General features: G+C 65.4%; 19 protein-coding genes. 10 read left to right on the forward strand and 9 right to left on the reverse strand.

The genetic code is table 11. The annotated features are described in order from the left end of the window. Nucleotides 1-67: 67 nt before the first annotated feature. Both NCG91_RS05890 and NCG91_RS05895 read left to right on the forward strand, forming a co-directional pair. Nucleotides 68-3,517: a DUF748 domain-containing protein gene (locus tag NCG91_RS05890; protein WP_251348975.1), complete on the forward strand. Its 3,450-nt coding sequence runs from the start codon at nucleotides 68-70 to the stop codon at nucleotides 3,515-3,517. 21 nt (nucleotides 3,518-3,538) lie between these two features. Continuing rightward, the gene (locus NCG91_RS05895; protein ID WP_251348976.1) at nucleotides 3,539-4,630 is read left to right on the forward strand and encodes a hypothetical protein; all 1,092 of its coding nucleotides are present in this window, start codon (nucleotides 3,539-3,541) and stop codon (nucleotides 4,628-4,630) included. 64 nt (nucleotides 4,631-4,694) lie between these two features. Here NCG91_RS05895 and NCG91_RS05900 read toward each other — a convergent pair whose 3' ends face one another. Next, a complete protein-coding gene (locus NCG91_RS05900) occupies nucleotides 4,695-7,145 on the reverse strand; it encodes a membrane-bound PQQ-dependent dehydrogenase, glucose/quinate/shikimate family (protein ID WP_251348977.1) in 2,451 nt (816 codons plus the stop codon). 312 nt (nucleotides 7,146-7,457) lie between these two features. On the opposite strand from NCG91_RS05900, the gene NCG91_RS05905 reads away from it, so the two are divergent. The 8 genes from NCG91_RS05905 to NCG91_RS27990 all read left to right on the forward strand — a co-directional run bounded on the left by NCG91_RS05905 (nucleotide 7,458) and on the right by NCG91_RS27990 (nucleotide 16,988). Then, nucleotides 7,458-9,137, forward strand: a complete 1,680-nt coding sequence (locus tag NCG91_RS05905) for a methyl-accepting chemotaxis protein (RefSeq protein WP_251348978.1) — start codon at nucleotides 7,458-7,460, stop codon at nucleotides 9,135-9,137. A gap of 49 nt (nucleotides 9,138-9,186) precedes the next feature. Continuing rightward, nucleotides 9,187-9,831, forward strand: coding sequence for a hypothetical protein (locus NCG91_RS05910; protein ID WP_251348979.1), 645 nt, complete (start codon nucleotides 9,187-9,189; stop codon nucleotides 9,829-9,831). Beyond that, entirely contained in the window at nucleotides 9,828-10,742 is a 915-nt protein-coding gene (locus NCG91_RS05915; protein WP_251348980.1) for an HDOD domain-containing protein, read from the forward strand. Before NCG91_RS05910 ends, NCG91_RS05915 begins: the two co-directional genes overlap by 4 nt. Nucleotides 10,743-10,816: 74 nt before the next feature. Beyond that, on the forward strand, nucleotides 10,817-11,443 hold the full coding sequence (locus tag NCG91_RS05920; RefSeq protein ID WP_251348981.1) for a response regulator: 627 nt from the start codon (nucleotides 10,817-10,819) through the stop codon (nucleotides 11,441-11,443). A gap of 34 nt (nucleotides 11,444-11,477) precedes the next feature. Further along, nucleotides 11,478-11,840, forward strand: coding sequence for an Hpt domain-containing protein (locus NCG91_RS05925; RefSeq protein WP_251348982.1), 363 nt, complete (start codon nucleotides 11,478-11,480; stop codon nucleotides 11,838-11,840). Then, nucleotides 11,837-13,300, forward strand: a complete 1,464-nt coding sequence (locus NCG91_RS05930; protein WP_251348983.1) for a response regulator — start codon at nucleotides 11,837-11,839, stop codon at nucleotides 13,298-13,300. The genes NCG91_RS05925 and NCG91_RS05930 overlap by 4 nt, the downstream gene beginning before the upstream one ends. Nucleotides 13,301-13,397: 97 nt before the next feature. Continuing rightward, the gene (locus NCG91_RS05935) at nucleotides 13,398-16,829 is read left to right on the forward strand and encodes a response regulator (protein WP_251348984.1); all 3,432 of its coding nucleotides are present in this window, start codon (nucleotides 13,398-13,400) and stop codon (nucleotides 16,827-16,829) included. A gap of 33 nt (nucleotides 16,830-16,862) precedes the next feature. Beyond that, nucleotides 16,863-16,988: a hypothetical protein gene (locus NCG91_RS27990; RefSeq protein WP_257218626.1), complete on the forward strand. Its 126-nt coding sequence runs from the start codon at nucleotides 16,863-16,865 to the stop codon at nucleotides 16,986-16,988. 3 nt (nucleotides 16,989-16,991) lie between these two features. On the opposite strand, the gene NCG91_RS05940 is transcribed toward NCG91_RS27990, so the two are convergent. The 8 genes from NCG91_RS05940 to narH form a co-directional block, all read right to left on the reverse strand. Beyond that, nucleotides 16,992-18,203 carry an NnrS family protein gene (locus NCG91_RS05940; protein WP_251348985.1) on the reverse strand — a complete coding sequence of 404 codons (1,212 nt, stop codon included), beginning with the start codon at nucleotides 18,201-18,203 and terminating at the stop codon, nucleotides 16,992-16,994. A 110-nt stretch (nucleotides 18,204-18,313) separates the two neighbouring features. Continuing rightward, nucleotides 18,314-18,976: a response regulator gene (locus tag NCG91_RS05945; protein ID WP_034781594.1), complete on the reverse strand. Its 663-nt coding sequence runs from the start codon at nucleotides 18,974-18,976 to the stop codon at nucleotides 18,314-18,316. A gap of 24 nt (nucleotides 18,977-19,000) precedes the next feature. After that, entirely contained in the window at nucleotides 19,001-20,902 is a 1,902-nt protein-coding gene (locus tag NCG91_RS05950) for a type IV pili methyl-accepting chemotaxis transducer N-terminal domain-containing protein (RefSeq protein ID WP_099664214.1), read from the reverse strand. A gap of 26 nt (nucleotides 20,903-20,928) precedes the next feature. Further along, nucleotides 20,929-21,915, reverse strand: a complete 987-nt coding sequence (moaA, locus tag NCG91_RS05955) for a GTP 3',8-cyclase MoaA (protein ID WP_251348986.1) — start codon at nucleotides 21,913-21,915, stop codon at nucleotides 20,929-20,931. Between the two features lie 88 nt (nucleotides 21,916-22,003). Beyond that, entirely contained in the window at nucleotides 22,004-22,750 is a 747-nt protein-coding gene (locus tag NCG91_RS05960) for a peptidylprolyl isomerase (RefSeq protein WP_251348987.1), read from the reverse strand. An 18-nt stretch (nucleotides 22,751-22,768) separates the two neighbouring features. After that, nucleotides 22,769-23,455: a respiratory nitrate reductase subunit gamma gene (gene narI / locus NCG91_RS05965; RefSeq protein WP_251348988.1), complete on the reverse strand. Its 687-nt coding sequence runs from the start codon at nucleotides 23,453-23,455 to the stop codon at nucleotides 22,769-22,771. Between the two features lie 27 nt (nucleotides 23,456-23,482). Further along, on the reverse strand, nucleotides 23,483-24,151 hold the full coding sequence (narJ, locus tag NCG91_RS05970; protein WP_251348989.1) for a nitrate reductase molybdenum cofactor assembly chaperone: 669 nt from the start codon (nucleotides 24,149-24,151) through the stop codon (nucleotides 23,483-23,485). 9 nt (nucleotides 24,152-24,160) lie between these two features. Next, nucleotides 24,161-25,711: a nitrate reductase subunit beta gene (narH, locus tag NCG91_RS05975; RefSeq protein ID WP_251348990.1), complete on the reverse strand. Its 1,551-nt coding sequence runs from the start codon at nucleotides 25,709-25,711 to the stop codon at nucleotides 24,161-24,163. Nucleotide 25,712: the final 1 nt, after the last annotated feature.

A 25,712-nucleotide genomic window follows, 5' to 3' on the forward strand; every position in this document is an offset into this window, starting at 1 on the left:
GCAAAGAGGCATACTGACAGTCACGGCGTGCAAGATGTGCCGCCCAACAAGATCAAAAGGTAAGTTCGTGAATACAATCGACAACAAAAGCGTGCAGACGAAAACATTTCGCTGGAAACGCTGGCAGCGCTGGGCCCTGGGCACAGGCTGCGCCCTGGCCGCCTACAGCGCGGCCGGCTTCTGGCTGGTGCCCTACGTCATCAAGCACCAGCTGCCCAAATTTGCCGAGAAAGAACTCGCCCGCCAGGCCAGCATCGCCGACGTGCGCTTCAACCCGTTTACCCTGCGCCTGGAAGCGGACCAGATCGCCTTCAAGGAAGCGGCCGGCGCGGATGGCAAGAGCGGCGCGCCGCTGCTATCCATCGGCGCCCTGGCCGTGCAGCTGGAATGGAAATCCATCGTGCGCCGCGCCTGGAGCCTGGCGGAAATCCGCATCACGGCGCCGCAAGCCCAGCTGACGATCACGCCGGACGGCAAGTTCAACCTGGCCGAAGTGCTGGCCACCTGGCAACGCAACCATCCGGAAAAAAGCGAAGGCGGCATGCCGCGCCTCGTCATCGCCCACTTTGCGCTGGAACAAGGCAAAGTGGATTGGCACGACCAGAAGGCGGGTTATGCGGACAACTTCACGCCCATCAACTTTACGCTCGACAATATTTCGACCCTGCCCGACGCCAACGGCAGCTACAGCCTCAGCGCCGACGCGGCGCGCGGCGGCAAGCTGCACTGGCGCGGCACGGCCTCGCTCAGCCCGATCCGGGGCGAGGGCGAACTGATACTGAACGACGCTTCCCTGCCCGGCCTGGCCGCCTACCTGAAAGCCTATACGCGCGCCACGGTCACGAGCGGACAATTGTCGGCGCGCCTGCCCTACGCCTTTTCCTATGCGGACGGCAAGCTGGAAGCGACCGTCAAAGGCGCGGGCCTGGCCCTGCGCGACCTAGCGCTGGTGCGCGACGGAAAAGGAGAAGCATTTACTTCGCTCAATACTTTGGGCGTCGCCGGCGTGAACGTGGATCTGGCGCGCCAGAGCGTCAGCGTGGATAAAATCAACTTGTACGGCGGCAAGGTCGCCGTGCGCCGCGACAGCAAGGGCGAGATCGACGTGGCGAACCTGATGCTGCCGGGCAATCCCGCGCCCGCCGCCACCGCACCAGCCAAGCCTGGCAAATGGAAGGTGGACTTGAAACAGCTGGCGCTGGCCAATGTGGACGTGTCCGCCATCGATGAAACCGTCTCGCCAGCCTTGCAGCTGAGCGCGAAACAATTACAACTGCAGCTGCAACTGGGCTTGCAGCAAGGTCCAGCGGGCATGGCCACCGTGATCGACGGCGCGAGCTTCAGCCTGGCCGACCTCGCCATGCAGCGGGGGGCGCAAACGCCGTTCAAGCTGGCCCAGTTGGGCTTTACAGAAGGCAAGATCGACCTGGCGGCGCATGCCGTGCACCTGGGTTCCGTGACGGCCAGCGGCGCGCAGATCGACCTGGCGCGCAACCGCCAGGGCGAATTTGCGATTGCGCAAAAGCTGCCCGTGTTTACCTCCGGCAAAACCGACCCGGCCAAGGATGCGCCATCTGCACCGTGGTCCACCAAGGTAGACAAGGTAGAGCTGAGCAAGTTCGGCGCCCGTTTCGATGATGCGGGCACTGGCATCAAGGGCAATCTGCAGGATGCCAGATTGTCCCTGCAGACCGTCAGCAACGATATGCAGCAGGCGCTGCCGTTCGAACTGGGCGTGGGCCTGCGCGAAGGCGGCTTGCTCACTGCCAACGGCAAGTTCGTGCCGGGCACGGGCGCCGTCGATGCGCAATTGAATTTGAAACAGCTGACCCTGGCCCCCGTGCAACCCTTGCTGGCGCAACATCTGAAACTGAAGCTGGCGGGCGGCTCGCTCTCCGGCAGCGGCCGCCTGACGACGGGCGGCGGCGCGCCGAAGGCGCCGAAGGTACGCTATGTGGGCGGCGTGGACATCGCCGGCCTCGTGCTCAATGAAACGGATGGCAAGCGTTTTGCCTCGTGGAAAAGCGTGCGCGCCGACAAGCTGACGGCCAGCGTGGGCCCCGATTTTGTCGACATCCCCGAATTGCGCGTGGTCGAACCGAACGCCCAGCTGATCATCGAAAACGACCGCAGCCTGAACGCGCAGCGCTTGCTGGTGAAAGCGCCGGAACCGGCCGCGCCCGCACCCGCGGCGTCGGCCACCGCCACGCCGGCCGCCGATGCCGCCTTCCCCGTGCGCGTGCGCCGCGTGCGCCTGCAGAATGCCAAGCTGGACTTTGCCGACCTGAGCTTGCGGCCCCAGTTCGCCGCGAAGATATATGAATTGAATGGCGTCGTCACGGGCCTGTCGACGAAGCGCGATGCGCGCAGCCAGATCGAACTGGACGGCCGCATCGACGAATTCGGCCTGGCCCGCGTGCGTGGTCAATTAAATCCGTTCGCCCCGACCGACAATACGGACTTGAACGTGGTGTTCAAGAACGTCGACATGGTGTCCGCTTCGCCGTACACGATGAAGTTCGCCGGCTACAAAGTGGCTGAAGGCAAGATTTCGCTGGACTTGCAATACAAGGTGCGCAACCGCCAGCTGGACGGCACCAACCAGATCGTGCTCGACAAGCTGACCCTGGGCGAGCGCATCGACAGCCCGGACGCCTTGAAACTGCCTTTGGAACTGGCGCTGGCCATCCTCAAGGATAGCGACGGGCGCATCGACCTGGGCTTGCCCGTGTCGGGCGACATGAACGACCCGCAATTCAGCTATGGCGCCCTGATCTGGAAAGCCGTGGGCAATGTGCTGACGAAAATCGTCACGGCGCCGTTCCGCGCGCTGGGCAACTTGCTGGGCATCAGCGCCGACAAGCTCGAAGCCATCGACTTCGATGCGGGCAGCGCCGTGCTGCTGCCGCCGGAACGGGAAAAGCTCAAGCAGGTGGCGCAAATCCTGTCCAAGCGCGAACAGCTGAAGCTGGCCGTGCCGGGCCAGTACAGCGACACGGATGCGGCCGCCCTGCGCGCCCAGGCCGTGCGCCGCGCCGTCGCCGCCAAGGCCGGCATCAAGCTGGAAGCGGGCGAGGAACCGGGACCGTTGAACTTGGGCGAACGCAAGATACGGGGCGCCCTGCGCGACCTGTACGGCGAACGCTTCGGCAAGGCCGAGCTGGACAAGCAGAAAAAGGCGGCGGAATCGGCCGTACCAGCCACAGCGGCGGCAGCCTCCGCTCCGGCGGCGGCGAAGATTCCCGTCTTCCAACGCCTGGGCAAGCTGATCGAGGGCGAGCCGCAAGTGGCCGACACGGGCGCCTTCTACAACGGCTTGCGCGAGCAGCTGGAAGCCAAACAACCCTTGCCTGCCGACGCCTTGAGCAAGCTGGGCGCCCAGCGCAGCGCGGCCATCCTGGCGGCCCTGCAGCAGGACGGCACGCCGGCGGCCAGGGTCAGCGCGGGCGTGCCCGAAAAAACGGATGCCGCGCCGGGCAAGCTGGTGGGACTGAAGCTGGGACTGGCCACGCAATAAGACACGGAGATAATCTGACGCATGAAAAACCTCGACAAGGTAACGCCCTATGCATCGTCTGTTATACAGGGCGACTTGTGTACCATGACAACGCTCGTCGCTGAAACACAGGTATCGGCAAAAGACAGCATTGCATTTGCTGAAAAGACGCTGCTGGCGAACTATGTATACGGGAAAAATGACACGTACAAGCTGATTTATACGGTGGTCGGGATTGATGGCAATATCGACAACTACATCGAGGATGACGGCATCTTGCCGACACTGTTCCTGAGTCCGGATCAGGAAAACTATGTGTCCGTCGTCCCCTATCATCATGACAAGGAATTGGAAATCAGCATTCCCATCTTTGATCGTGAAGACGTGGAAATACCGAAGGGCAGCCGTCCATTTACAGGAACCTTCATTGGAACAACGGAAACCTGTTCGATATTTCACGATGTGGATTTCTATGACAGCAAACCCGATAAGATCCTGGCCATCGAATTTATCAATGGAAAACTAAAAAAGAAAAACAATATCAAGATCCCATTGCCCGCAAATAACAGAATCAGCATTGCCAACAAGGCGATTCATTTGCTGGCCAATGAAGACAGCCTGCTGCTGCACCGGGAGCTTGATGAAAAAGGCAATGTGATTCGCCATCGCGAAATCGACTCGAATGGCATCTATGTCTTGCAGATATTAAGCGCTTCCTTCGATGGGAATTCTTATCTGCTGGCGCAGGAAAAAGACAAGCTCGTTATCCAGAAAATAGATGAGAATGGTGCAAGTACCGTCATTGAATTGGTGGATTTTTCTGACCCATTGTTCAACACATGGCAACCGGTCAACATCGCCGACGACACTTTCATCACCCGCTTCAATAGCGAGTTTGGAAATGGCTGGCTGACCACGAAAAATGATCAGTTATTGGAAATCTTCTATAGCAAAGATGAGCAAGGCTACAGGAACTTGCTGACCAACGAGCTTTTGTCTATACCCCGTGACAACTTGATCATTTCAAGCATCAACAAGACGAGCGATCGTGCTTATGCGGTAGTGCTCTACCCGATGGCAGACGATAACGCGGGCAATGCCGAACTGATCGTCTTGAATCGCCGCTTGCAATAAGGTCGAACGCTTCAATGGCAGCGCATCCGCGGCATGGGCGGTCCATGCCGCGGATGCGTAACGCTTACTTTCCTTTCCCCGCCTCCTTCACCGCTTCGTCCGGCAAGGCAAACGCCACCAGGCTGTCGCCCATCTTCGTGCCCAGCGAACCGTGGCCGCCGGCCATCACCACCACATATTGCTTGCCCGTCTTGTCGGAGACATAACTCATCGGCGTGGCCTGGCCGCCGGCAGGCAAGCGGGCTTTCCATACGGTCTTGCCGTTGCGCACGTCGTAGCCGCGGATGTAGTAGTCGAGCGTGCTGCTGAGGAAGGCTACGCCGCCGCCCGTGGTGCTGATGCCGCCCAGGCTGGGCACGCCCAGCGGCAAGGCGATGGGGACTGGGGCGCTGTCGCGCGTGGTGCCGTTCTTGTGCATCCACACTTTTTTCATGGTGCGCAAGTCGACGGCGGCGATATAGCCCCACGGCGGCGCCTGGCACGGGAAGCCCAGCGGCGACAAAAAGGGCTTGATTTCCACGGCAAACGGTACGCCCGTCTGCGGCTGCAAGCCCATTTCCGTGCCCGTGCCGCCCGGCGCATTGGCTTGCGCGCGCGGCACCAGGCGTTCCAGGAAGCCCATGTAGTCGGGGTTCACCAGCAGCAATTGACGCACGGGATCGACGGCCGCCCCGCCCCACTCGAAGATGCCGAGCGGACCGGGCGAGATGATGGCGCCCTTGATCTTGCCTTCGGCCACCGTTTGCGGCGTGAACGGCCCTTCATAGCGGTGCTGGCGGAAGATGATGCGGCACGCCAGCTGGTCGAACGGCGTCGTGCCCCACATATCCGTTTCGCTGATGTTTTTCTCGGGCAAGAAAGTGAGGGCCGAGAATGGCTGCGTGGGCGACAGCTTGTCGCCGGGCGCCGCGTTGGCCGTCGGCACGGGTTTTTCCGGCGCCGGCACGACCAGGCTGCCGTCGCGCCGGTCGATCACGTAGATGTCGCCCCGTTTCGTCGTGGCAACAACAGATGGCACTTTGCCTTTCGGCGTGTCGATGTCGACCAGGGTCGGTTGGCCGCCGATATCCATGTCCCAGATGTCGTGGTGCACGGTCTGGTACACCCAGCGCACCTTGCCCGTCGCCAGGTCCAGCGCGACGATGGCGCTATTGTATTTCTCGCCATGGGGGTTGCGGTTGCCGCCCCACGTATCGGGCGTTTCGTTTCCCATCGGAATGTAGACCATGCCCAGCTTTTCATCCACGCTGGAGACGCCCCAGGAATTCGGCGAATTGTTCGTGTAGGTTTTCCCCTCGGCAATCGGCGCCGTGTCGTCCGGGTTTGAGGCATCCCAGTTCCACATCAGCTTGCCCGTGACGGGGTCGTAGCCGCGGATCACGCCAGACGGCTCTTCCGTGGAAAAATTGTCGGTCACGCTGGCGGCCATCACCACCACGTTTTGCGCCACGGCCGGCGGCGACGTCGGCATCAAGAAGCCCCGCTTCTTCATGCCCATGCCGTGGTACAGGCCGATGACGCCATTTTCGCCAAAGCTCTTGCACGCTTCGCCCGTATCGGCATTGACGGCGATCAAGGTCGCATCCATGGTGGGCGCGAAGATGCGGCGCGGGCACTCCATGCTGGCCGCTTCTGGCGCCGGGCTGTCCTTGGCGCGGCCCGCATTGACGTCCCAGTAGGCGACGCCGCGGCAAATCATGTGCTGGTAGCTGGACGCGTCGCGGTTGATCTTCGGATCGTGGCGCCAGAGCTCCTTGCCCGTGTCCGGGTCCAGCGCGATGACGATGTTATGCGGCGTGCACAGGTACAGCATGCCGTTGACCTTCAGCGGCGTGACTTCGTTGGCGATCTCGCCCGGATCCGTCGGCCCCTTGAAGTCGCCCGTGTTGTAGACCCACGCCTGTTTCAGCTGCGCCGCGTTGGCCGGCGTGATCTGCGCGGCCGGCGCATAGCGGTCGCCATAGCCGGAGCGGCCATAGGCGGCCCAGTCGTTGGGCGCCACGCCGGGCGCGAAATCGCCTGCGGGCACGGCCGCCATGTTCTCGGCCGGCACTTCGCCGTGCAAGGTGGTGTAATCCTGGAACAGCGAAAACACGCCCACGGCGGCCGTCACCACGACGGCCGCCAGCAGCGCGCTCTTGCCGGCGTCGCGCGGCTTTGCGCCCGCGATCAGCGACGGATCGAGGCGGCGGTCGATGAACGGCAGCAACAGCCAGACGGCGGCGGCGAACCAGATATCGAGGCGCGGCAACAATTGCCACCAGTCGAACTTCACTTCGATCACGGACCAGATCAGGGTGCCGAACAGCAGCAGCGCGAGGAAGAGCTGGGCGCTGCGCCGCCTTTTCCACACGAGCGCACCGGCAACTATCATGCCGATACCCGCCACGACGTAGTACCAGGAACCGCCGAGGCTGACGAGCCAGGCGCCGCCGCCAACGAGCGCCAGGCCCAGCAAGATAAAGATGACTGCGGTGATGACAAGCAAGGGTCCAGGCCGGGCAGAGGCAGTCATGATGCTCCTTTACAAGAGTCAGTCGGCGGCACGCGCCTGCGCACCGTATTTGATGGCAATCAAGGACATTGCATTTTTTCACTAATTGGCAAAGCGTGCCACACGCCAGAACGCCCGCCGCGTGCCGTGTGGCTTTTTATACACGGCATGCCCGTTTAGCCAGCTTCCGCGATGCGATTTTGATGAAAAACATCAATTAAAATAGATAAACAACAAATTTCTCGAATAAAACAAATTTTTGGCGTAAAATGAAAAAACTCATCCAGGCAAAGTATTTTTCTTGAATTTCACTTCATTGGAGCGGCGCCCATCATGACCATCGCTAAACGGCTGTATGCCCTGATCCTTTCCGTCGTCATCGGACTGGCCGCCCTGGCTGGCTTTGGCATCTACCAGATGGACCGCGTGTACACGGCGGCCAGCTATGCCACTGTCAACACGGTTCCCAGCCTGCTGACCCTGAACCAGGCGTTCGTGCCGTTCACGCAGATGCGCACGGCCGTCTGGCAGCACATGGCCAGCAAGGACGCCGCCAGGCGCGACAAACTGGAAGCGGGCATCAACGAGGCGCGCGCGGCGGTCGGCAAGGCGCTCGACCAGTATGAAAAGGAAAACATTTCAGATGAGCAAGACAAGGCGCTGCTGGCCGCGGACCGCGCCGTGCTGCTGCGCTACGACGCCGTGCGCGACAAGGTGCTGGCGCTGTCGAAGGCGGGCGAACTCGACGCCGCACGCGACTTGCTGATGGCAAGCCAGCCCCTGATCAAGGAACTGGTCGACGCCCTCGCCGCCCATCACCGCTACAACGAAACCCTGGCCGCCAGGGGGGCTGCCGACGGCGCCGCAGCCGCGGCCAGCGCGCGCTGGATTTCCTGCGGCCTGGCCCTGGCCGTGACGGCCCTGGTGGCCGGCATGGGCCTGCTGCTGGCCCGGCGCATCGCCGCCTCGTTGGCCGACGCCATCGGCGTGGCCCGCACCATCGCAAGCGGCGACCTCAGCGTGCAGGTCAGCGCCGCCTCGCACGACGAGGTGGGCCAGCTGATGACGGCCCTGGCGGAGATGAGCGCCAGCCTGGTGCGCATCGTGGCCGAAGTGCGTGCCGGCACGGACACCATCGGCACGGCGTCAAGCGAGATCGCGGCGGGCAACCTGGACCTGTCGGCGCGCACGGAGCAGCAGGCCGGCTCGCTGGAAGAAACCGCCTCGGCCATGGAAGAACTGACGGCCACCGTGCGGCAAAATGCGGACAACGCCCGCCAGGCCCGGCAAATGGCCGTCAGCGCCTCGGACCAGGCGCAGCGGGGCGGGCAAGTGATGGGCGACGTGATACGCACCATGCAAGCGATAGACAGCTCGTCCGCCAAGATCGCCGACATCATCGGCGTCATCGACGGCATCGCCTTCCAGACCAATATCCTGGCCCTGAATGCGGCAGTGGAAGCGGCGCGCGCCGGCGAACAGGGACGCGGCTTTGCCGTCGTGGCGACGGAAGTGCGCAACCTGGCGCACCGTTCGGCGGCGGCCGCCAAGGAAATCAAGGCACTCATCGGCGACTCCGTGCAACAGGTGCAACAAGGCGGCAAGCTGGTCCAGCAGGCCGGCGCGACCATGACGGAAGTGGTCGACACGGTACGCAGCGTCACCGACATCGTCAGCGAAATCTCGGCCGCCAGCGTGGAGCAAAGCACGGGCATCGAGGAAATCAACCGCGCCATCACGCAGATGGATGAAGTCACGCAGCAGAATGCGGCCCTGGTCGAGGAAGCGGCGGCGGCATCGCAATCGCTGCAGGAGCAGGCGGCCAACCTGGCCGGCGTGGTGGGCACCTTCAAGCTGGCGCAAGGGCAAGCCGCCGCCGCGCCCCGCGCGCCTGCCGCCCGGCGGCCGGCACAGCACAAGGCCACGCTCAGGCTGGTCGCCACGCGCCCAGCAGGCCAGGCCAGGAACACGGCGCCGGCCGCCGCCGATGCCGGCGACTGGGAAGTATTTTAGGTCCGTCCTCACGCAGGATCACGCGCATCGTCCGCACTGGAGCACCGCCATGAACGCCTTTCTCTCCATCCACCCCTTCCTGCGCTGCGAAGAGCTGTCGCTGATGCGCCCGGCGCTGGCGCTGGCAGGCTTGCTGTTGCTGCTGGCCGCCCTGCTCTGGCGCCGCACCCGCTGGCGCCAGGCCGGCCGCGCGCCAGCGGCCGGCGGCAGCACGCCGTCCGACCTGCATCAACTGCTGCAGATGCGCAAAGCGGCCCCGCCGGCCAGGGGGGCTGACAGCGCACCGCCGCCGCAAGCGCCCAGGGCGCCGGGCACGCCGCCATTCGAACTGGCCCGCCTGGACGCCATGTTCGGCCACGACCGGCGCCTGCAGGGCGAGATTCTGGCCCTGTTCGTGGCCGAGACGCGCGACCGCCTCGCCGGCATCGCCCATGCGCTGCGCTGCGAGCGGACCGCCCCGGCGCGCGTGCTGGCGCAGGAAATTCTCGACGGCAGCCTGGCCATGGGCCTGCTCCCCTTGCAGGCGCTGGCGCGCCAGGCCGTGCATGCGGGCTTTTCCAACGATATCGGCGCCTTGCGCCGCCTGCACGCGGAACTGCTGATGGCGCTCGACGCGCTGTCGCAAGCGGTCACGGCGCTGCAAACGGGCGCGGTGCTGGCCGAGGAGCGCAGCGGCGCAGGCAGCCGGCCATGAGCGCCGACATCGACCTGGCGCGCCTGCTCGGCGGCGCCATCCTGCCTTCGCCCGCCTGGCGTCGCCACTGGCTGGCGACCTTGTGCCAGCAACAATTGCCGCTCGATGAGCTGGCAGAACAACTGGGCGGCGATCCGGCACTGAGCGGCAAGATCATCGGCCTGGCGAATGCCGGCGTGCCACCGGGCGAGCGCAGGCATGCGGCGGTCAACGCCGCGATGCTGGCGGCCATCGGCTTGCCCGCCCTGCGCCAGGCATTCGCCGCCCCCGCCGTGTCGACGGCCGCGTGCGAGCACTTCGACGCGCAGCGCTTCTGGTCGCACTCGCTGGCCATGGCGTGCGCCGCCCGCGTGGCAGGCGACGCGCTGCAGCTGGCGCCGGCCGATGAGCTGTACAGTTGCGGCTTGCTGGCCAACTGCGGCCAACTGGCCCTGGCCACCTTGCATCCGCAGGAGTACGGTCAATTGCTGGGCCAATACGGCGATGCCGCCAGAACCCGGCTGCTGTGCGCGGAATCGCAGCGCTTCGGCCACCACCAGTTGGCGCTGTCGGCCACGCTGATGCGGGGCTGGGGCATGCCGGACATCCTGTGCGACGCCGTACTCTGCCATGCCGCACCGCCCGGTTTCGGGCGGGCCGGGCGCATGACGGAACTGGCCTGGCTGCTGAAGCTGGCTGACAGCTTCGCCGACCTGATACTGCGCAACGGCGCGGGATCGCGCGCGCCGGCCCTGGCCACCGCGCGGGTACTGGGCATGGACGCAGAGTACATGGAAACCCTGCTACGCCACAGCAACGCCGAGTGGAGCGAATGGTGCGAGATCCTGGAACCGCAGGCGCATGTCGTCCCCTGCCGCACGCGCAGCGGGACCCGGCGCGCCGCAAGCCAGGTTTTTAGTGAATTCATCTAATTCGTTAAAATTGATTTTTTGAGCGCGATTGCGTATCATCCTCTTCAACTTCATCCGCAACCAGACAGCCCATCATGCACACTGCAGACGTTTGCACTACCCAAAAGGCCGCCGAAATCCTCGGCATCTCGGTCACATCGGTGCAGCAACTGGTCGAGGCCGGCGTGATCGAAGCCTGGAAGACCAAGGGCGGCCACCGGCGCATTCCCCTCGCGGCCGTCGAAGCCTACAAGGGCAATCCCGGCCAGCCGGGCCAGGACCAGCGCGCCGCACGCGCCAACCGCCCCGCCCCGTCCGGCCGCCCGCCGTCCATCCTCGTCATCGAAGACAACCCGATCGAACGGGCGCTGTATGAAAAGCAGATCGGTTCCTGGGGCTTGCAGGCGGACTTGCGCTTTTGCGAAAACGGCTACCAGGCGCTGATGGAAATCGCCCGCGACCAGCCCGACATCTTGCTGGCCGACATCATCATGGAAGGCATCGACGGCTACGAGGTGATCCGCACCATCCTGGCCGACCCGCTGCTGGCGGACATGCACATCGCCATGCTGTCGAGCCTGACGCCGGAGGAACTGCAAGAACGGGGCGGCGTGCCGCCCGGCGTGGTATTTTTTGCCAAGCCCGTCAATTACGACGAACTGCGCGGCTATCTGCGCGCCTGCTGCGCCGGCCATGCGCGGCGCAACAGCCTGGCCGCCTAGCCGGCCACCGCCTTCCCCCCGCCACGGAGCCGCCATGCCAGCCTATCACCACATCGATCCTGCCGTGCTGTTCCAGGCCACCGGGCGCGACCTGGAGATGTTCCGCGCCCTGTCGCAGACCTACCTCGATACGGCGCCGGCCATGTTTGCCCGCGTCGAGCAGGCCGTGCGCGGCGGTGCGGCGCAAGCCATCGTGCACAGCTGCCATACCTTGCGCGGCACCGTCGTCCTGCTGGGCGCCAGCGCCCTGGCGGCGCGCCTGGCGGAATTCGAGCAGCTGGTGCGCCACCAGGGCGTGGCGGCAGCAGGCTGGCTAGCTGAAACGGCGGCGCTGGTCGGCGCGGTGGAGCAGGAGGTACGCCGCAGCATGCTCGACTACACGGGCGCGCAGGCATGAACGCGCGCCAGGCCGCCCTGCGCCTGGTGCACCGCTATCGGCCGCGCACCACGGCGGCCGTCGTGGGCCTGGTGCTGGTGGGCCTGCTGGCGCTGCGCATCGTCGTCTCCGGCGTGCTGCTGCACCGCGAAGCCGTCGATGACTGGAAGCAGGACTTGTCCAACCTGTCGCTGCTGCTGGCGGAAAACACGGCGCAGAGCATGACGGCGGCCAGGCTGGTGCTCGACGGCGTCAGCAGCGACATCGATGCCGCCGCCCCGGCGGACGCGCAAGCGCTGGCCGCCGCCGTCGGCACCCCGGCCATGCAGCAGATGCTGCGGCACAAGATCGGCGGCGTGCCGCAAGTGGACGGGGTGTCCATCATCGGCGGCGATGCCAAGGTGCTGGCCTTCAGCCGCGCCTTTCCCGCGCCGCCCCTCCGCCTCGACGAGCGCGATTACTTCGAGTATCACCGGCGCCACCCGGACGGCGGCATGCATGTCAGCGCGCCCGTGCAAAACAAGGGCGATGGTGCCTGGACCTTCTATATCAGCCGGCGCATCAGCGGCACGGACGGCCGCTTCCTGGGCGTGGTGCTGGTGGGCCTGTCGTGCGACTTCTTCAGCACATTCTTCCAGAACACCAGCATCGGCGAACACACGGCCTTTTCCCTGTACCGCAGCGATTACACGCTGCTGGCCCGCTGGCCGGCCGTACCCGCCATGATGGGCAAGCGCAACCTGACGGGCAGCACCTACCGCCTGCTGGAACAGGGCAAGACCGATGGCGTGCTGCAGGTGGACTCGCCGCGCGCGGCCGACCAGGGGCGCGCGGTCGACCGCCTGGCCGCCATACGGCTGGTGCGCGACTATCCGCTGGCCATCAACGTGACCGTGACGGACGACGTCTACCTGGCGGGCTGGCGGCGCATGCTGCTCACCATGGGCGGCGCGGCCGTCGTCAGCCTGCTCGTGCTGGCCGCGGCCGTCGCGCTGATCCTGGCCCTGCTGCGGCGCCAGGAGCGCGACGCGGCCACGGTGCTGGCGCTGCAGGAGCGCGCACCACCAGCGGATGCCGCCAAGCCGCCGGAACAAGAGATAGCGCAGGGCGCGCGCATCCTGCTGGTCGAGGATACGGCGCTGAACCGCCAGCTGGTGTGCCTGCAGCTGGGCACCTGCGGCTACGCCATCGACACGGCGGAGAACGGCGCGCTGGGCCTGCAAGCGCTGGCCGAACAACAGTACGACCTGGTCCTGATGGATTGCATGATGCCCGTCATGGACGGCTACCAGGCGTGCCAGGCCCTGCGCACCCGCGAAGCGGCCAGCGGCGCGCCGCGCCTGCCCGTCATCGCCCTGACGGCCGGCGTCACGGACGACGACCGGCAGCGCTGCGCGGCGGCCGGCATGGACGATTACCTGTCCAAGCCCTTCACGGCCGCCCAGTTGCGCGCCATGGTGGAACGCTGGCTGGCGCGCTAGCCTCCGCCTGCCGCCTGGCGGCAAATTGGCCACACTATCACCTGCGTAGTCATGCGCAAAAGTTGTTCTCCGTGCATATCGGGTATAGCATCGCCACATGACCTATCACACAGACGCGGCGGCAGTGCACAGGCGATTGATCGAATGGCTGTTTTTGCTCCTCGGGCTGCTGATCGTGGCTGCCGCCCTCGCCTACGCGCACCTGGCCGAAGCGTCGCGGCACGATGCGGCCGAGCGCGAACGGCTCAGCGTGCTGACGGCGCTGCTGGCAAAAAATATCGAAGTCGACCTGGCGTCGACCAACCTGGTGCTCGACGGCGTGATCCGCGACTATCTTGCCGCCGGCGCCGCGCCCGACGCCGGGCAAGCGCTGCCCCGGCGCCTGGCCGCGCTGGTCGACGCCATGCCGGGCGTGCGCACCATGCTGGTCATCGATGCCGGCGGCAAGCCGGTCGCCACCAACATCCCGGAACTGGCCGGCCAGGATTTTTCCCGCCGCGGCTACTTCCAGACGGCGCGCGACGCCCCCGATGCGCGCATGCTGTACATCTCGGCGCCTTTCCTATCCTTCAAGCGGGACCTGGTCATCACGGCGGCGCGCATGGTGCAGGACCGGCAAGGCCGCTTTGCCGGCGTCGTCGTGGCCACCTTCGACCCCGACTATTTCACGGCCAAGTTCCGCACCGCCATGTATGCGCCCGACGTCTGGGCCGTGGTCGTGCATGGCGACGGCCGGCAATTCCTGAACTATCCCCCCAGGAACGCCAATGGCGGCAATGTGGACGCGCCCGGCAGCTTCCTGCGGCGCTTTCGCGACAGCGGCTTTCAGGCGGGCGTGCTGAGCGGCGTCGAGATCGACGGCGCCGCCCCCCGCGTCATGGCGATGGCAACCATCGCCCCCGCCGCGCTGCACATGGACCGCGCCCTGATCATCGGCCTGAGCCGCGAAGAAGCGGCCATCGCCGCCCCGCTGCGGCGCCAGGCGCTGGGCTACATGCTGGGCTTTGCCATGCTGGCGCTGGCCGCGGCCAGCCTGCTGTTCTGGAGCCAGCGGCGGCGCCGGCAGCAGGCCGCCTGGCAGGTGGAACAGGAAAGGGAACGCCAGGCCATGCAAGCCGTGTCCGACAGCGAAACGCGCTTTCGCACCCTGATCGAAGATGCGCCCGTGGCGATCGCCATCCTGCGCCATGGGCGCTTCGTGTATTCCAACCCACGCTACCGCCACCTGCATGGCTATGCGCCCGAGGATGACCTCAGCGGCCTGGCCTGGCGCACCATGCTCACGGCCGACTCGCAAGTGGCGCTGGCAAGCAACGAGGCGCTGATCGAGGCCGATTCGGCCAGCGAACAGGTGTTTGAAGCCATCGGCCTCGACAAGCAGGGCCGGCCCGTGCCCATCCTCAAGACCAGCACGCGCGTGATGCTCAAGGATGGGCCGGCCACCTTGATCTTTGCCCAGGATATTTCCGCGCAAAAACAGGCCGAGGCGGCCATGCTGCTGGCGCGCGACGGGGCCGAAGCGGCCAACCGCAGCAAGGCGGAATTTCTCGCCAACATGAGCCATGAAATCCGCTCGCCGCTGAACGCCATCCTCGGCATGGCCTGGCTGCTGGAAAGGGGCCGCCTGGATGAAGAGGGACTGTTGATGACGCGCAAGATCCGCGCCGCCGGCCAGTCCCTGCTGGGCATCATCAACGACGTGCTGGACGTCTCGAAAATCGAGGCGGGCCACATGCGCATCGAGCAGGCGCCGTTCCGCCTGGCCGAGGTGATCGAGAAAATTTCCGCCAGCATGGGCGTTGCCGCGCACGACAAGCCGATTGAGGTGCGGATCGGGCCGCTGCCCGACGGTATCGATCACATGCTGGGCGACGCGCTGCGGCTGGAACAGGTGCTGGTCAACCTGGGCAGCAATGCCATCAAGTTCACGCCGCAGGGCACGGTCGAGCTGCTGAGCACGCTGGACAGCCGCGACGGCGACGCCGCGGTGCTGCGCTTTTGCGTGCGCGACACGGGCATCGGCATCGCCCCCGAGGTGCAGGAAGCGATCTTTTCCGCCTTCGCCCAGGCCGACAGTTCCACCACGCGCCGCTTCGGCGGCACGGGACTGGGCCTGACCATCTGCCGCCAGCTGGTCCGCCTGATGGGCGGCACCCTGCAGCTGAAAAGCGGCCTGGGCCAGGGCAGCGAATTCAGTTTCACGGTGCCCCTGCAATTGATGCCCGCCGGCGCCCTGTCCTCGCCCGACATGCAGGGCCTGCATGTCTTGCTGGCCGACGACAACGCCGGCACGCGCGAGGCGGTGGGCGCCGTGGCGCGCGGCCTGGGCTGGAGCGTGCATGCCGTGTCCGGCGGCCAGGCGGCACTCGATTATGCGCTGGCCTGCGCCGAAGGCGAGCGGCCCGGCGTCGTGCTGCTGGCCGCGCGCATGCCGGACCTGAACGGCGAAGCGACGGCGCGCGCGCTGCGCGAATACCTGCCGCCGCAGGACTGCCCCGTCGTCATCCTGGCCGCCAGCGGCACGCCGGCAATGGCGCCGGCACGGCGGCGCACCGACCCGGTCTATGCCGCCGATGCCATCCTCAACGAGCCGGTGACCGCTTCCAGCCTGTACAACGCGGCGATGGCTGCGCGCCAGCAGCGGGCCAGAGATGCCGGCCTGGACGCCAGTCTGGTTCCGCTGGAAGAGCGCCAGCTGGCCGGCGTGCGCGTGCTGGTGGTCGACGACAGCGAAATCAACCGCGACGTCGTCAGGCATATCCTGTGCGACCAGGGCGCCGTGCCCTCGTTCGCCTGCGATGGCCAGCAGGCGCTGGACTGGCTGCTGGCCCACCCCGCCGACGTCGACATCGTGCTGATGGATGTGCAGATGCCCGTCATGGACGGCTTGCAGGCGACACGCGCGCTGCGCCAGTTGCCGCAGTTCCAGGACTTGCCCGTGGTGGCGCTGACGGCCGGCGCCTTCCAGACGCAGCGCACGGCGGCACTGGAAGCGGGCGTGAACCATTTCATCAGCAAACCGTTCGACGTGCCGCAGACCATCGCCCTGGTGGCGCGCGCGCACCGGCGTCATGCGCAAGGGCTGCCTGCCCTGCCGCCTGTCATGGCCGAAATGGCAACGACCGAGCCGCCGGGCGGCGCGGCGCCCGCCATTGACCTGGCGCAAGGGATAGCGCAGTGGCTCGATGAAGCACCCTACCGCCAGCACCTGTTGCGTTTTAGCAACGCCTACGGCGACACGGTCGGCGCCATGCGGGCGCTGCTGGCGACCGATGCGCGTAGCGACGCGGCCGCGCTGGCGCACAAGCTGGCCGGCGAGGCGGGCAGCCTGGCCCTGCCCGCCACCCTGCATGCGGCCCGGCATGCCGAACAGCTGCTGCACGCCGGCGACGATGCGGCCGCCGCGCTCGACACACTGGAGCAGGCGCTGGCGCACGCCATCGAGGCCGTCGCGACCTTCACGGCACGGACGCCGCCGTCCGACCAGGCGGCCGTACCAGAAACGCAACATGGCCGGGCATGCCAATGATAAACTTGCCAATATGAAAATTTGGGAGACGCCATGATCTGGTGCAGGGATTTACTGCTGAGAGCCTTGATGCTGGGCCTGCTGCTATTCGTCGTGGGCGAATCGCTGTCCTACTGGACCCCGGAAATCAGGAAACTGCTGGCCTGGCGCCCTTTCTGACGCTTAGCCTTCACGGCCATCCACCCTGGCGCGCCACAGGTACGGCGCATACACGCACGCATACAGGCCAAAGGCCAGCGACCAGCAGGCGCCCGCTGCCAGCAGCAGCGGCATGGCCAGCGTTGCGGGACCGACGGCAGCCAGGAGGCGCGCCAGCGCGCCCAGCTGGATCAGCCAGTACATCGCCGCTTCCGCCCTGCCGCCTTTCAACGGGCGGCCCGTGTGACCCAGGGTGGTGCGCGTCATCATGCCGATGATCAAGCCCGCCATCGAGCCCACCGTCAGCGCGTGAAACGCGGCGCTGGCCGGCAGCAGGCCCAGGCTGGCGGCCGCCAGCAGCGCGAAGCCGATGCCTATCCACGCATACGACAGGTGCAGTATCCACAGCAGCGGCACGCCCAGGGTGCGCTGCGGCTGCCAGGCCAGCAGGTTGGTCAGCGAGACGCCGGCAGCGCAGAAGGCCAGCGGCGCCGTCAGCCAGGATGGCGCGCCAGCCAGCCACGCGATCGCGGCCGCCGCCATGCAGGCCACGGCGATCAAAGCCCGCTGCGGGCTGGCCACCGGCGTGCTGCCAGGCGCGCCATTGCGGGTAAACATGGGGATCACGCGCGCGCCGATCACCGATTCGATCAGTACGATGATGAAGATGGCCGCCTGCACGGGCAGGAACAGCGACAGCGGCAGCCAGCCCAGTACGGCCGCGTGGAACAGGCCATTGGCCAGCGCCAGCAGGGCCAGCAAGCCGACGAGGAACAGGTTGCGCGTATTGCCCGAGCGGCGCAGCACCCGATACAGAGGCCAGGCGGCCAGCGGCAGGAACAGCCAGTCGACCAGCGCCGCCAGCAGGCTCGGGCCGCACAGCATGACCACGCGCCCCGCCAGCCACAGCGCCGCCAGCGCCATCAGCGGCGCGCCGTGCGGCGTGGGCAAGCCCGTCCAGTTGCGCCCCGCCGTGTACAGGAAACCCACGACGACGGCCAGCGCGAAGCCGAACACCATTTCATGCATATGCCAGCCCAGCCCCACGTGCAAGCCGCCCGCCAGCACGCCGAAGTAGCTGGCCAGCCACAGGGGAATGCTGATGGCCGCAAACACGGCCGCCAGCAGGTAAAACGGGCGGAAACCCAGTTGCCAGACGGCGTGGCCGGCATGCCAGGGCGCAGCGCCGGGGGCGGAGGGAGAAGGAGATGGTTCGCTGATCGGGGTGATGGCCATGATGGGCTCGCATTTAAAGATATATTCAATATACTACTTTAAAAGCGCAGCTGCCGCCATCGGCAAAAGGATTAGACGGCTAGCCCGCAAGGACTAGCCGCCGGCGCAGGCTACTTGCCCTGGCGGTGCTCGACCGCGTACACGGCCGCCTGCACGCGGCTGGTGAGGTTGAGTTTTTTCAGCACGTTCTGCACGTGGATCTTGACCGTGCTTTCGGCCAGGTCCAGCGTGCGGGCGATGCCCTTGTTGCTCTCGCCGCGCGACAGGCAGTCGATGATTTCCTTTTCGCGCGGCGTGAGCTTGTCCAGTTCCGACACGGGCTCCTCGCGCCGCGTGCCCGCCTGCAGCTGCGCCACCAGCTTGCCCGTCATGGCTTCGGCGATGACGACTTCGCCGGCGGCGGCGCGGCGGATGGCGCGCACCAGGTAATCGGCGTCGATATTCTTGATCAGGTAGCCGCAGGCGCCCGCGCGCAGGGCCGTCGCCAGGTCTTCCGCGTCTTCGGACACGGTCAGCATGACGATGGCCGTGTCCGGGCAATCGTGCTGCATCAGCTGCAGCGCTTCCACGCCGGACATGCCGGCCATGTTCAGGTCCAGCAGCACCACGTCGGGCTGCAGCTGGATGGCGCGCTTGATGCCTTCCACGCCATCGGCCGCCTCGCCCACGACGGAAAAGTCCGTATGCCGCTGCAGCAGCGAGCGTATGCCGCTGCGGAACAGCGCGTGGTCGTCCACCAGCATGACGGTGATCGGTTTATCGGGTGTCTCCATTTTTTTGTACTTTCAGGTGGTTACTTAGGCGGCGCGGCGCTGCTCGCGCGACAAATGCAGTTCGACGGTGGTGCCGCCGCCAGGACAGGCGTGCACGTCGAACGTGGCGTCGATGCGCTGCGCGCGCTCGCGCATGATGTGGATGCCGACATGGCTGTCGCCCTTTTCCAGCACGGCGCAAGCGTCGAAGCCGACGCCATTGTCGCTGATCGTCAAGGTAAAGTCCTGGTGGTCGGCGAGGCGCACCTCGACGTGGCTGGCCTGGGCGTGCTTGCGGATGTTCGACAGCGCTTCCTGCACGATGAATAATAACTGCAATTGCTGCTCGCGGGGGAATGGCGCGCCATCGACATCGGCCAGCAGCTCGGCGTCGATGCCCGTCTGGCGGCGGAATTTGTCCACCGCGGCGCGCAGGGAGCCGATCAGGTCATCTTCCATCAGGCGGCTGCGGAAATTGGCCAGCAGTTCGCGCACGTCTTCGTAGCTTTCCTTCACGCCCGCATGCAGGGCCGGCACGATGCCCGCCACCTCGTCGAAACGGGCGTTGCGCACGGAGTCGTCGAGCATCTGCACTTGCAGGTTGAGGAAATTGAGGCTTTGCGCGATGCTGTCGTGCAGCCCCTGCGCCACCAGGTTGCGCTCTTCGGAAATGGCCATTTCGCGTTCGCGCGCGGCCAGGCGCAGGTTTTCCAGCGCGATGCCCAGCAACTGGCCCAGCGTTTCCAGCAAGGCCAGCTCGCGCGCGGAAAACACGCGCGCATGGCGGAAATGCAGGTTGAAAAAGCCCAGGTGCTGTTCATGCGCGTGGATATGGAAGACGGAGACGGTGGCAAAGCCCTCGCGGTGGCAGCGCAGCTCGTGCGCCTTGTCGATGCGGCGCATGTCGTGCACCTTCGCCACCTTCATCTCGACGGCCGTGCCGCACAGGCAGTCGCCCACCTTCAGGCAATGCTCGGACGCCACCAGTTCTTCGGACAGGCCGTGGTGCACCACCATGTGCAGGTTGCCCCGCTCGGCGTCGAGCACGCGCACGGTGGAGCCGTCGGCCTCGAAATAGTCGACGATGCGCTGCATGAAACCGCCGCAGATGTCTTCCAGGGGCTGCGGGCGCTGCAGGAAGGCGGCGCTTTCGTACAGCAGCGCCAGTTCGCGGTTGCGGTATTCCAGCGTGGCCGTCTTGCTGCGCACGCCCTCTTCCAGGTTGCCGTACAGCGCCTGCAGGCGGTCGGCCATCTGGTTGAAGCCACTGGCCAGCTGGCCGAATTCGTCATTGCTCTCCACTGCCAGGCGCACGCTGAAGTCGCGTTCCTTCATGCGCTGCATGCCCAGCCGCAGGCGCGTGACCGGTTCGATGATCAGCATGAACATCAGGTAAATCATGCTGACCGTGCCGATGACGGCCATCCCGACCAGGATCAGTTGCGAGGCGCGCAGCCAGAAGGTGCGCTGTTCGCTATCGTGTTCGATCAGGCGCACCAGCTGGTCGACCTGGCCGACGAAGGTATCGGCGTCATGCTCGAACTGGCGCGCGCGCACGCTGGAATCGGCGGCCAGGGCGGCCGGACGCAGGGCGCCGCGCCAGGCGGTGCCGATGCGCTCGAATTCGGATTTGATGGCGCTGCTGGGCGGCAGGAACAAGGGGCGCTGCGGGTCGCCATGGCCGATCTTGGCCAGGGTCTCGTCGATCAGCAGCACTTGCTGGCGCGCCTGCTCGCCCGCATCGCTGGCAAGCAAAAGGGTCAGGCGGTAAGTCTGCATGCGCAGCCGGCCCGTCTCGTTGATGGCGGCCGAACTGCCTTCGAGCTGCCACGACAGGAACAGAGTGCAGCCGATGGCACTCAGGGCCAGCACCAGCATGAGCAGCAGCGCGCCGACGATTTTGGTCGACAGCTTCTGCCAGGAGGAAAACATCGCTTTAAATTTCATACACCCTTTACTTGGCACCGCCCCGTTCAGCCTCCGGTTTGGGCCATAAAACGGATAATCTTGTCCGGCTGCGTATTGAAATCATGCTGCTGCGGCTTGAGTTCGATGGCGGCACGGATCGCCGCCTCGATCTCCGCATCCGTGGCCCCGCCGCGCAGCATGGGGCCAAAGGCGAATTTTTCTTCCTGGCCCAGGCACAGGTACAGGGTACCATCGACGGACAGGCGCACGCGGTTGCAGGTGGCGCAAAAATGCTGCGACATGGGCGTGATGAAACCGATGCTCGAGCGTCCATCGGGTGTCGCCATATAGCGCGCCGGCCCGCCACCGAGCTCCATCGCCTGCGGCACCAGGCCAAAGCGGGCCGCCAGGCGCTCGCGCACGGGACCGAGCGGCATGTAGCGGGCATTGCGGCCCGTGCTGCCCATCGGCATGGCTTCGATCAGGCGCAGAATGAACTGCTGCTCGATGCAGAAGGCCGCCATGGCCTCGATCTGGCTGTCATTGACGCCGCGCATGGCCACCATATTGATCTTGATCGGGTCGAAACCGGCCCCCTTGCCCGCCATCAGGCCATCGAGAATCGGTTGCAGGCTGTCGCGCCCCGTGATCTGCTGCATGCAGGCGCGGTCCAGGGAGTCCAGGCTGACATTGATGCGGTCCACGCCGGCCGCGCGCAGGGCCACGGCGTGCTTGCCCAGCTGCGTGGCATTCGTCGACAGCGACAAATCCTGCAAGCCGGGCAGCGCGGACAGCCGCTGCGCCAGTTCCGGCAGATTGCGCCGCAACAGGGGCTCGCCGCCCGTCAGGCGCACGCGGCGCGTGCCGAGGCGCACGAAAATACCCAGCAGGCGCTCGATCTCGTCGAACGTCAGCCAGTCCTTCGGCTCTTCGAAACCGCGAAAGCCCTTGGGCATGCAATAACTGCAGCGCAAATCGCAGCGGTCGGTGACGGACAGCCGCACATAATCGATCGAACGGCCAAAACGGTCCTGCAACTTGACGCTACCCATGACGCTACTCCTGTTTCTTCCTTGATTGTAAAGGCTGAGGCACGATCTGGCTGTGCCCCAGAAGGCCTAGCGGCCTACGCCTTCCGGTCTATTGCACTAACGGACTGGCTGTGCCTTCCAGTTCGACGCCGGCGATCTCCGCGCGCCCCACCAGCAAGTGCAGATACTGGTGCACGGCGCGCTGCCACGCGGCCCGCGACAGGCGGTCGGCGATCTGCGCCTGCACCGCCTCGTAAGCGATGGCCTGGCCTTCGACCCGGCGCAGCACCTGCACGATGTGGTAGCCGAAGCGCGTTTCCAGCAAATGGCCGGCCAGCGCACCCTCTTCCAGGCGGAACAGCAGCGCGTCGAACTCCGGCACGCTCTGGCCCGGCGACAGCTGGCCCAGGTTGCCCCCCAGGGCGCCCGAGGGGCAGTTCGAATACTGCGCCGCCAGTTCGCCGAAGCGCTCGGGCGCCAGTTTCAGGGCGTCAAGCACGGCTTGCGCCGTCGTGCGCAGCAGTTCCAAAGGCGCCTCGGGCGTCACCTGGAACAGGATGTGGCGCGCCTCGACCAGCGCCCCGCTGCTAAACAGCTGCGGACGCTGCGCATAAAAGGTGCGGCAAGCCGCATCGTCGGCGGGCGGCACGCGCACTTCCTGCGCGAACAGCGCTTCGATGCGGTCGTCAAGGCTGCCGCCCTGCACGCCGAGGCGTTCGACCTCGTCTTGCAGCAGCCGGCGCAGCACCAGTTCATGCACGGCCTGTTTCAGCGGATTGCCGGCGCCGTCGTGATGCGGCAATTCCTGCGCGATGTCGGCATCGTCGATATCGATGCCATTGACGGAGATTCCCATGATGTAGCTCCTTTCTTCTTAACGGCGGCGCACCAGTTGATAGGCGCGGCCAAGATAGCCGATGGCGCCAAAGCCGCTCCACACGTGCACCAGGCGGGTGAACGGGAAGATGACGAACAGCGACATGCCCATGAACAGATGCAGCTTGAACACCAGCGGCGCATCGACGATGAAGCTGGCGGCGTCGCCGCGGAAGGTCACGATGTGCTGCGCCCAGTTCATCAGCAAGACCATCATGTGGCCATCCATGTGCGAAGCCGAGACGAAGATCGACGACAGGCCCAGCAGCAAGGTCAGCAAGATCCAAAGCATCACCAGCTTGTCGCCGGCCGTGGTGACGGCGCGCAGCCGTTCATTGCCGAAGCGGCGCGCCAGCAGGATCAGGATGCCGATCAGGCACAGGCCGCCCATCACGCCGCCGGCCGCCATGGCCACGCCCTGCTTCAGGCTATGCGACACGCCCAGCGTATCCCACACCCAGACGGGGGTGAGCAAGCCGGCCGCATGGCCGAACAGCAGGCCGATGATGCCGATGTGGAACAGAATATTGCCCAAGCGCAGGCTGCCGCGGTGCAGCAACTGGCTGGAATCGGACTTCCACGTGTATTGCTCGCGGTCGAAACGGATCAGGCTACCCAGGAAAAAGATGGCCAGCGCGATGTATGGATAAATGCCATACACAAATTGATGCAAATAGTTACTCATGATGTACTCTCCTCATGCGGACGCGATTCAAGCTGCGCGCCGCGGCTGCGGGTGAAAATGCACGGGATGGACGCCGCCCGCGACCTGGCCCTGACCTTGGCGCAGCAACGGCTCGACGCCGTCCGCACCGGGACCGAAGGTTTCCAGCGCTTCATCCATGTCGCGCACCGGCGGTTCGGCCAGCATTTCTGCCGCCACTGGGCTCAGGCGTTCGAGCAGCGTGAAGACGGGCGCATACGGGCTTCCGTTGGCCGTCAGCTTGCGGCCGATGTGCGCCAGCACGTGGACGGCGTCGCCCAGCAGCGGCGCCGAAGCCGCCTCGTCGAGCTGCGCCAGGAACTCCAGGAACAGGGGCACGAAGTCGGGCAAGTCGTCGCCCACCATTTGCAGGCCGTGGCGCTTGTATTCCTCCATCAGGTCGACCATGGCCTGGCCCCGGTCGCGCGATTCGCCGTGGATATGCTCGAACAGGTGCAGCGAGTGCGACGGATTGCGGTCGAACGTGGCCACGTACTGCTGCTGCAGGTCGATCAGGCTGCTGCTTTCCAGGTGCGCCAGCAAGGGCCGCAGCAGCGCGTGCTGTTCCGGCACGGCCGCCAGCGCGGCGTCCAGTTGCGGCAGGTGCGCGATCAGCTCGGGCTCCGGATACAGCAGCAGGCGCGAGAGGATGTGATAATGGTTCATCGGGTTGTTCATATCGATTCCTTATGCGCCAGGCGCCGTTTTGCGCGACTTCGGCATCTGCATGAAGATGGCCGAACCGTGTTTTTTCTTGCCGAACAAGGTCGGTTCGCTGGTGCCGTCCGAGCAGCCGTTGCCGAAGCTGAAGCCGCACGAACCCTTCTCGTTGAAGCTGTCCTCGGCCATTTCCTTGTGGCTGCTGGGGATGACGAAGCGGTCTTCGTAATTGGCGATGGCCATGATGTGGTACATGTCCTCCACCTGCGCCTTGGTCAAGCCCACCTGCTTCAATACCGTGAGGTTTTCCACCTTCTCGACGGTCTTGCTGCGCATGTAGGCACGCATGGCCAGCATGCGGTCCAGCGCCGAAACGATGGGCGGCTGGTCGCCGGCCGTCAGCAGATTGGCCAGGTACTGCACGGGAATGCGCAGGCTTTGCGTATCCGGCAGCATGCCGTTCACGCCCAGCTTGCCCGATTCGGCGGCCGCCTGGATCGGCGACAGCGGCGGCACGTACCACACCATCGGCAAGGTGCGGTATTCCGGATGCAGCGGGAACGCCACTTTCCACTCGACGGCCATCTTGTAGACGGGCGACTTGACGGCCGCTTCCAGCCAAAGATCCGGGATGCCCTGGCGGCGCGCCTCGGCGATGATGGCCGGATCGTGCGGATCGAGGAACAGGTCGAGCTGCGCCTGGTACAGGTCCTGCTCCTGCGGCACGGAGGCGGCAGCCTCGATCTTGTCGGCGTCATACAGCAGCACGCCCAGGTAGCGGATGCGGCCCACGCACGTTTCCGAGCACACGGTCGGCTGGCCAGCTTCGATGCGGGGGAAGCAGAAGGTGCACTTCTCCGCCTTGCCGGACGACCAGTTGTAGTAAATCTTCTTGTACGGGCAACCGGAGATGCACATGCGCCAGCCGCGGCACTTGTCCTGGTCGATCAGCACGATGCCGTCGTCTTCGCGCTTGTACACGGAGCCGGACGGGCAAGAGGCCACGCACGTCGGATTCAGGCAATGCTCGCACAGGCGCGGCAAGTACATCATGAAGGTGTTTTCGAACGTGCCGTACATCTCCTTCTGCATGTTGTCGAACAGTTTATCTTTGCTGCGCTGGGCGAATTCGCCGCCCAGGTCATCTTCCCAATTCGGACCCCACTCGATTTTCTCCATCTTTTTCCCCGTCAGCACGGAGATGGGACGGGCCGTCGGCGGCGTCTGCGACAGCGGCGCGCTTTGCAGGTGCTCGTAGTCGTAGGTGAACGGCTCGTAGTACTCGTCGATGGCGGGCAGGTTCGGGTTGGCGAAGATATTCGCCAGGATCTTCAGACGGCTGCCCTGGCGCGGCTCGATCTTGCCCGCGTCCGTGCGGCGCCAGCCGCCATTCCACTTGTCCTGGTTTTCCCACTGCTTCGGATAGCCGATGCCTGGCTTGGTTTCCACGTTGTTGAACCATGCGTACTCGACGCCGTCACGGCTGGTCCACACGTTCTTGCAGGTGACGGAACAAGTGTGGCAGCCGATGCACTTGTCCAGGTTCAGCACCATGCCGATTTGCGCTCTGATTTTCATA

Origin of the sequence: Janthinobacterium kumbetense (assembly GCF_023703445.1) — a bacterium.
Taxonomy (GTDB): Bacteria; Pseudomonadota; Gammaproteobacteria; order Burkholderiales; family Burkholderiaceae_D; genus Janthinobacterium; species Janthinobacterium kumbetense.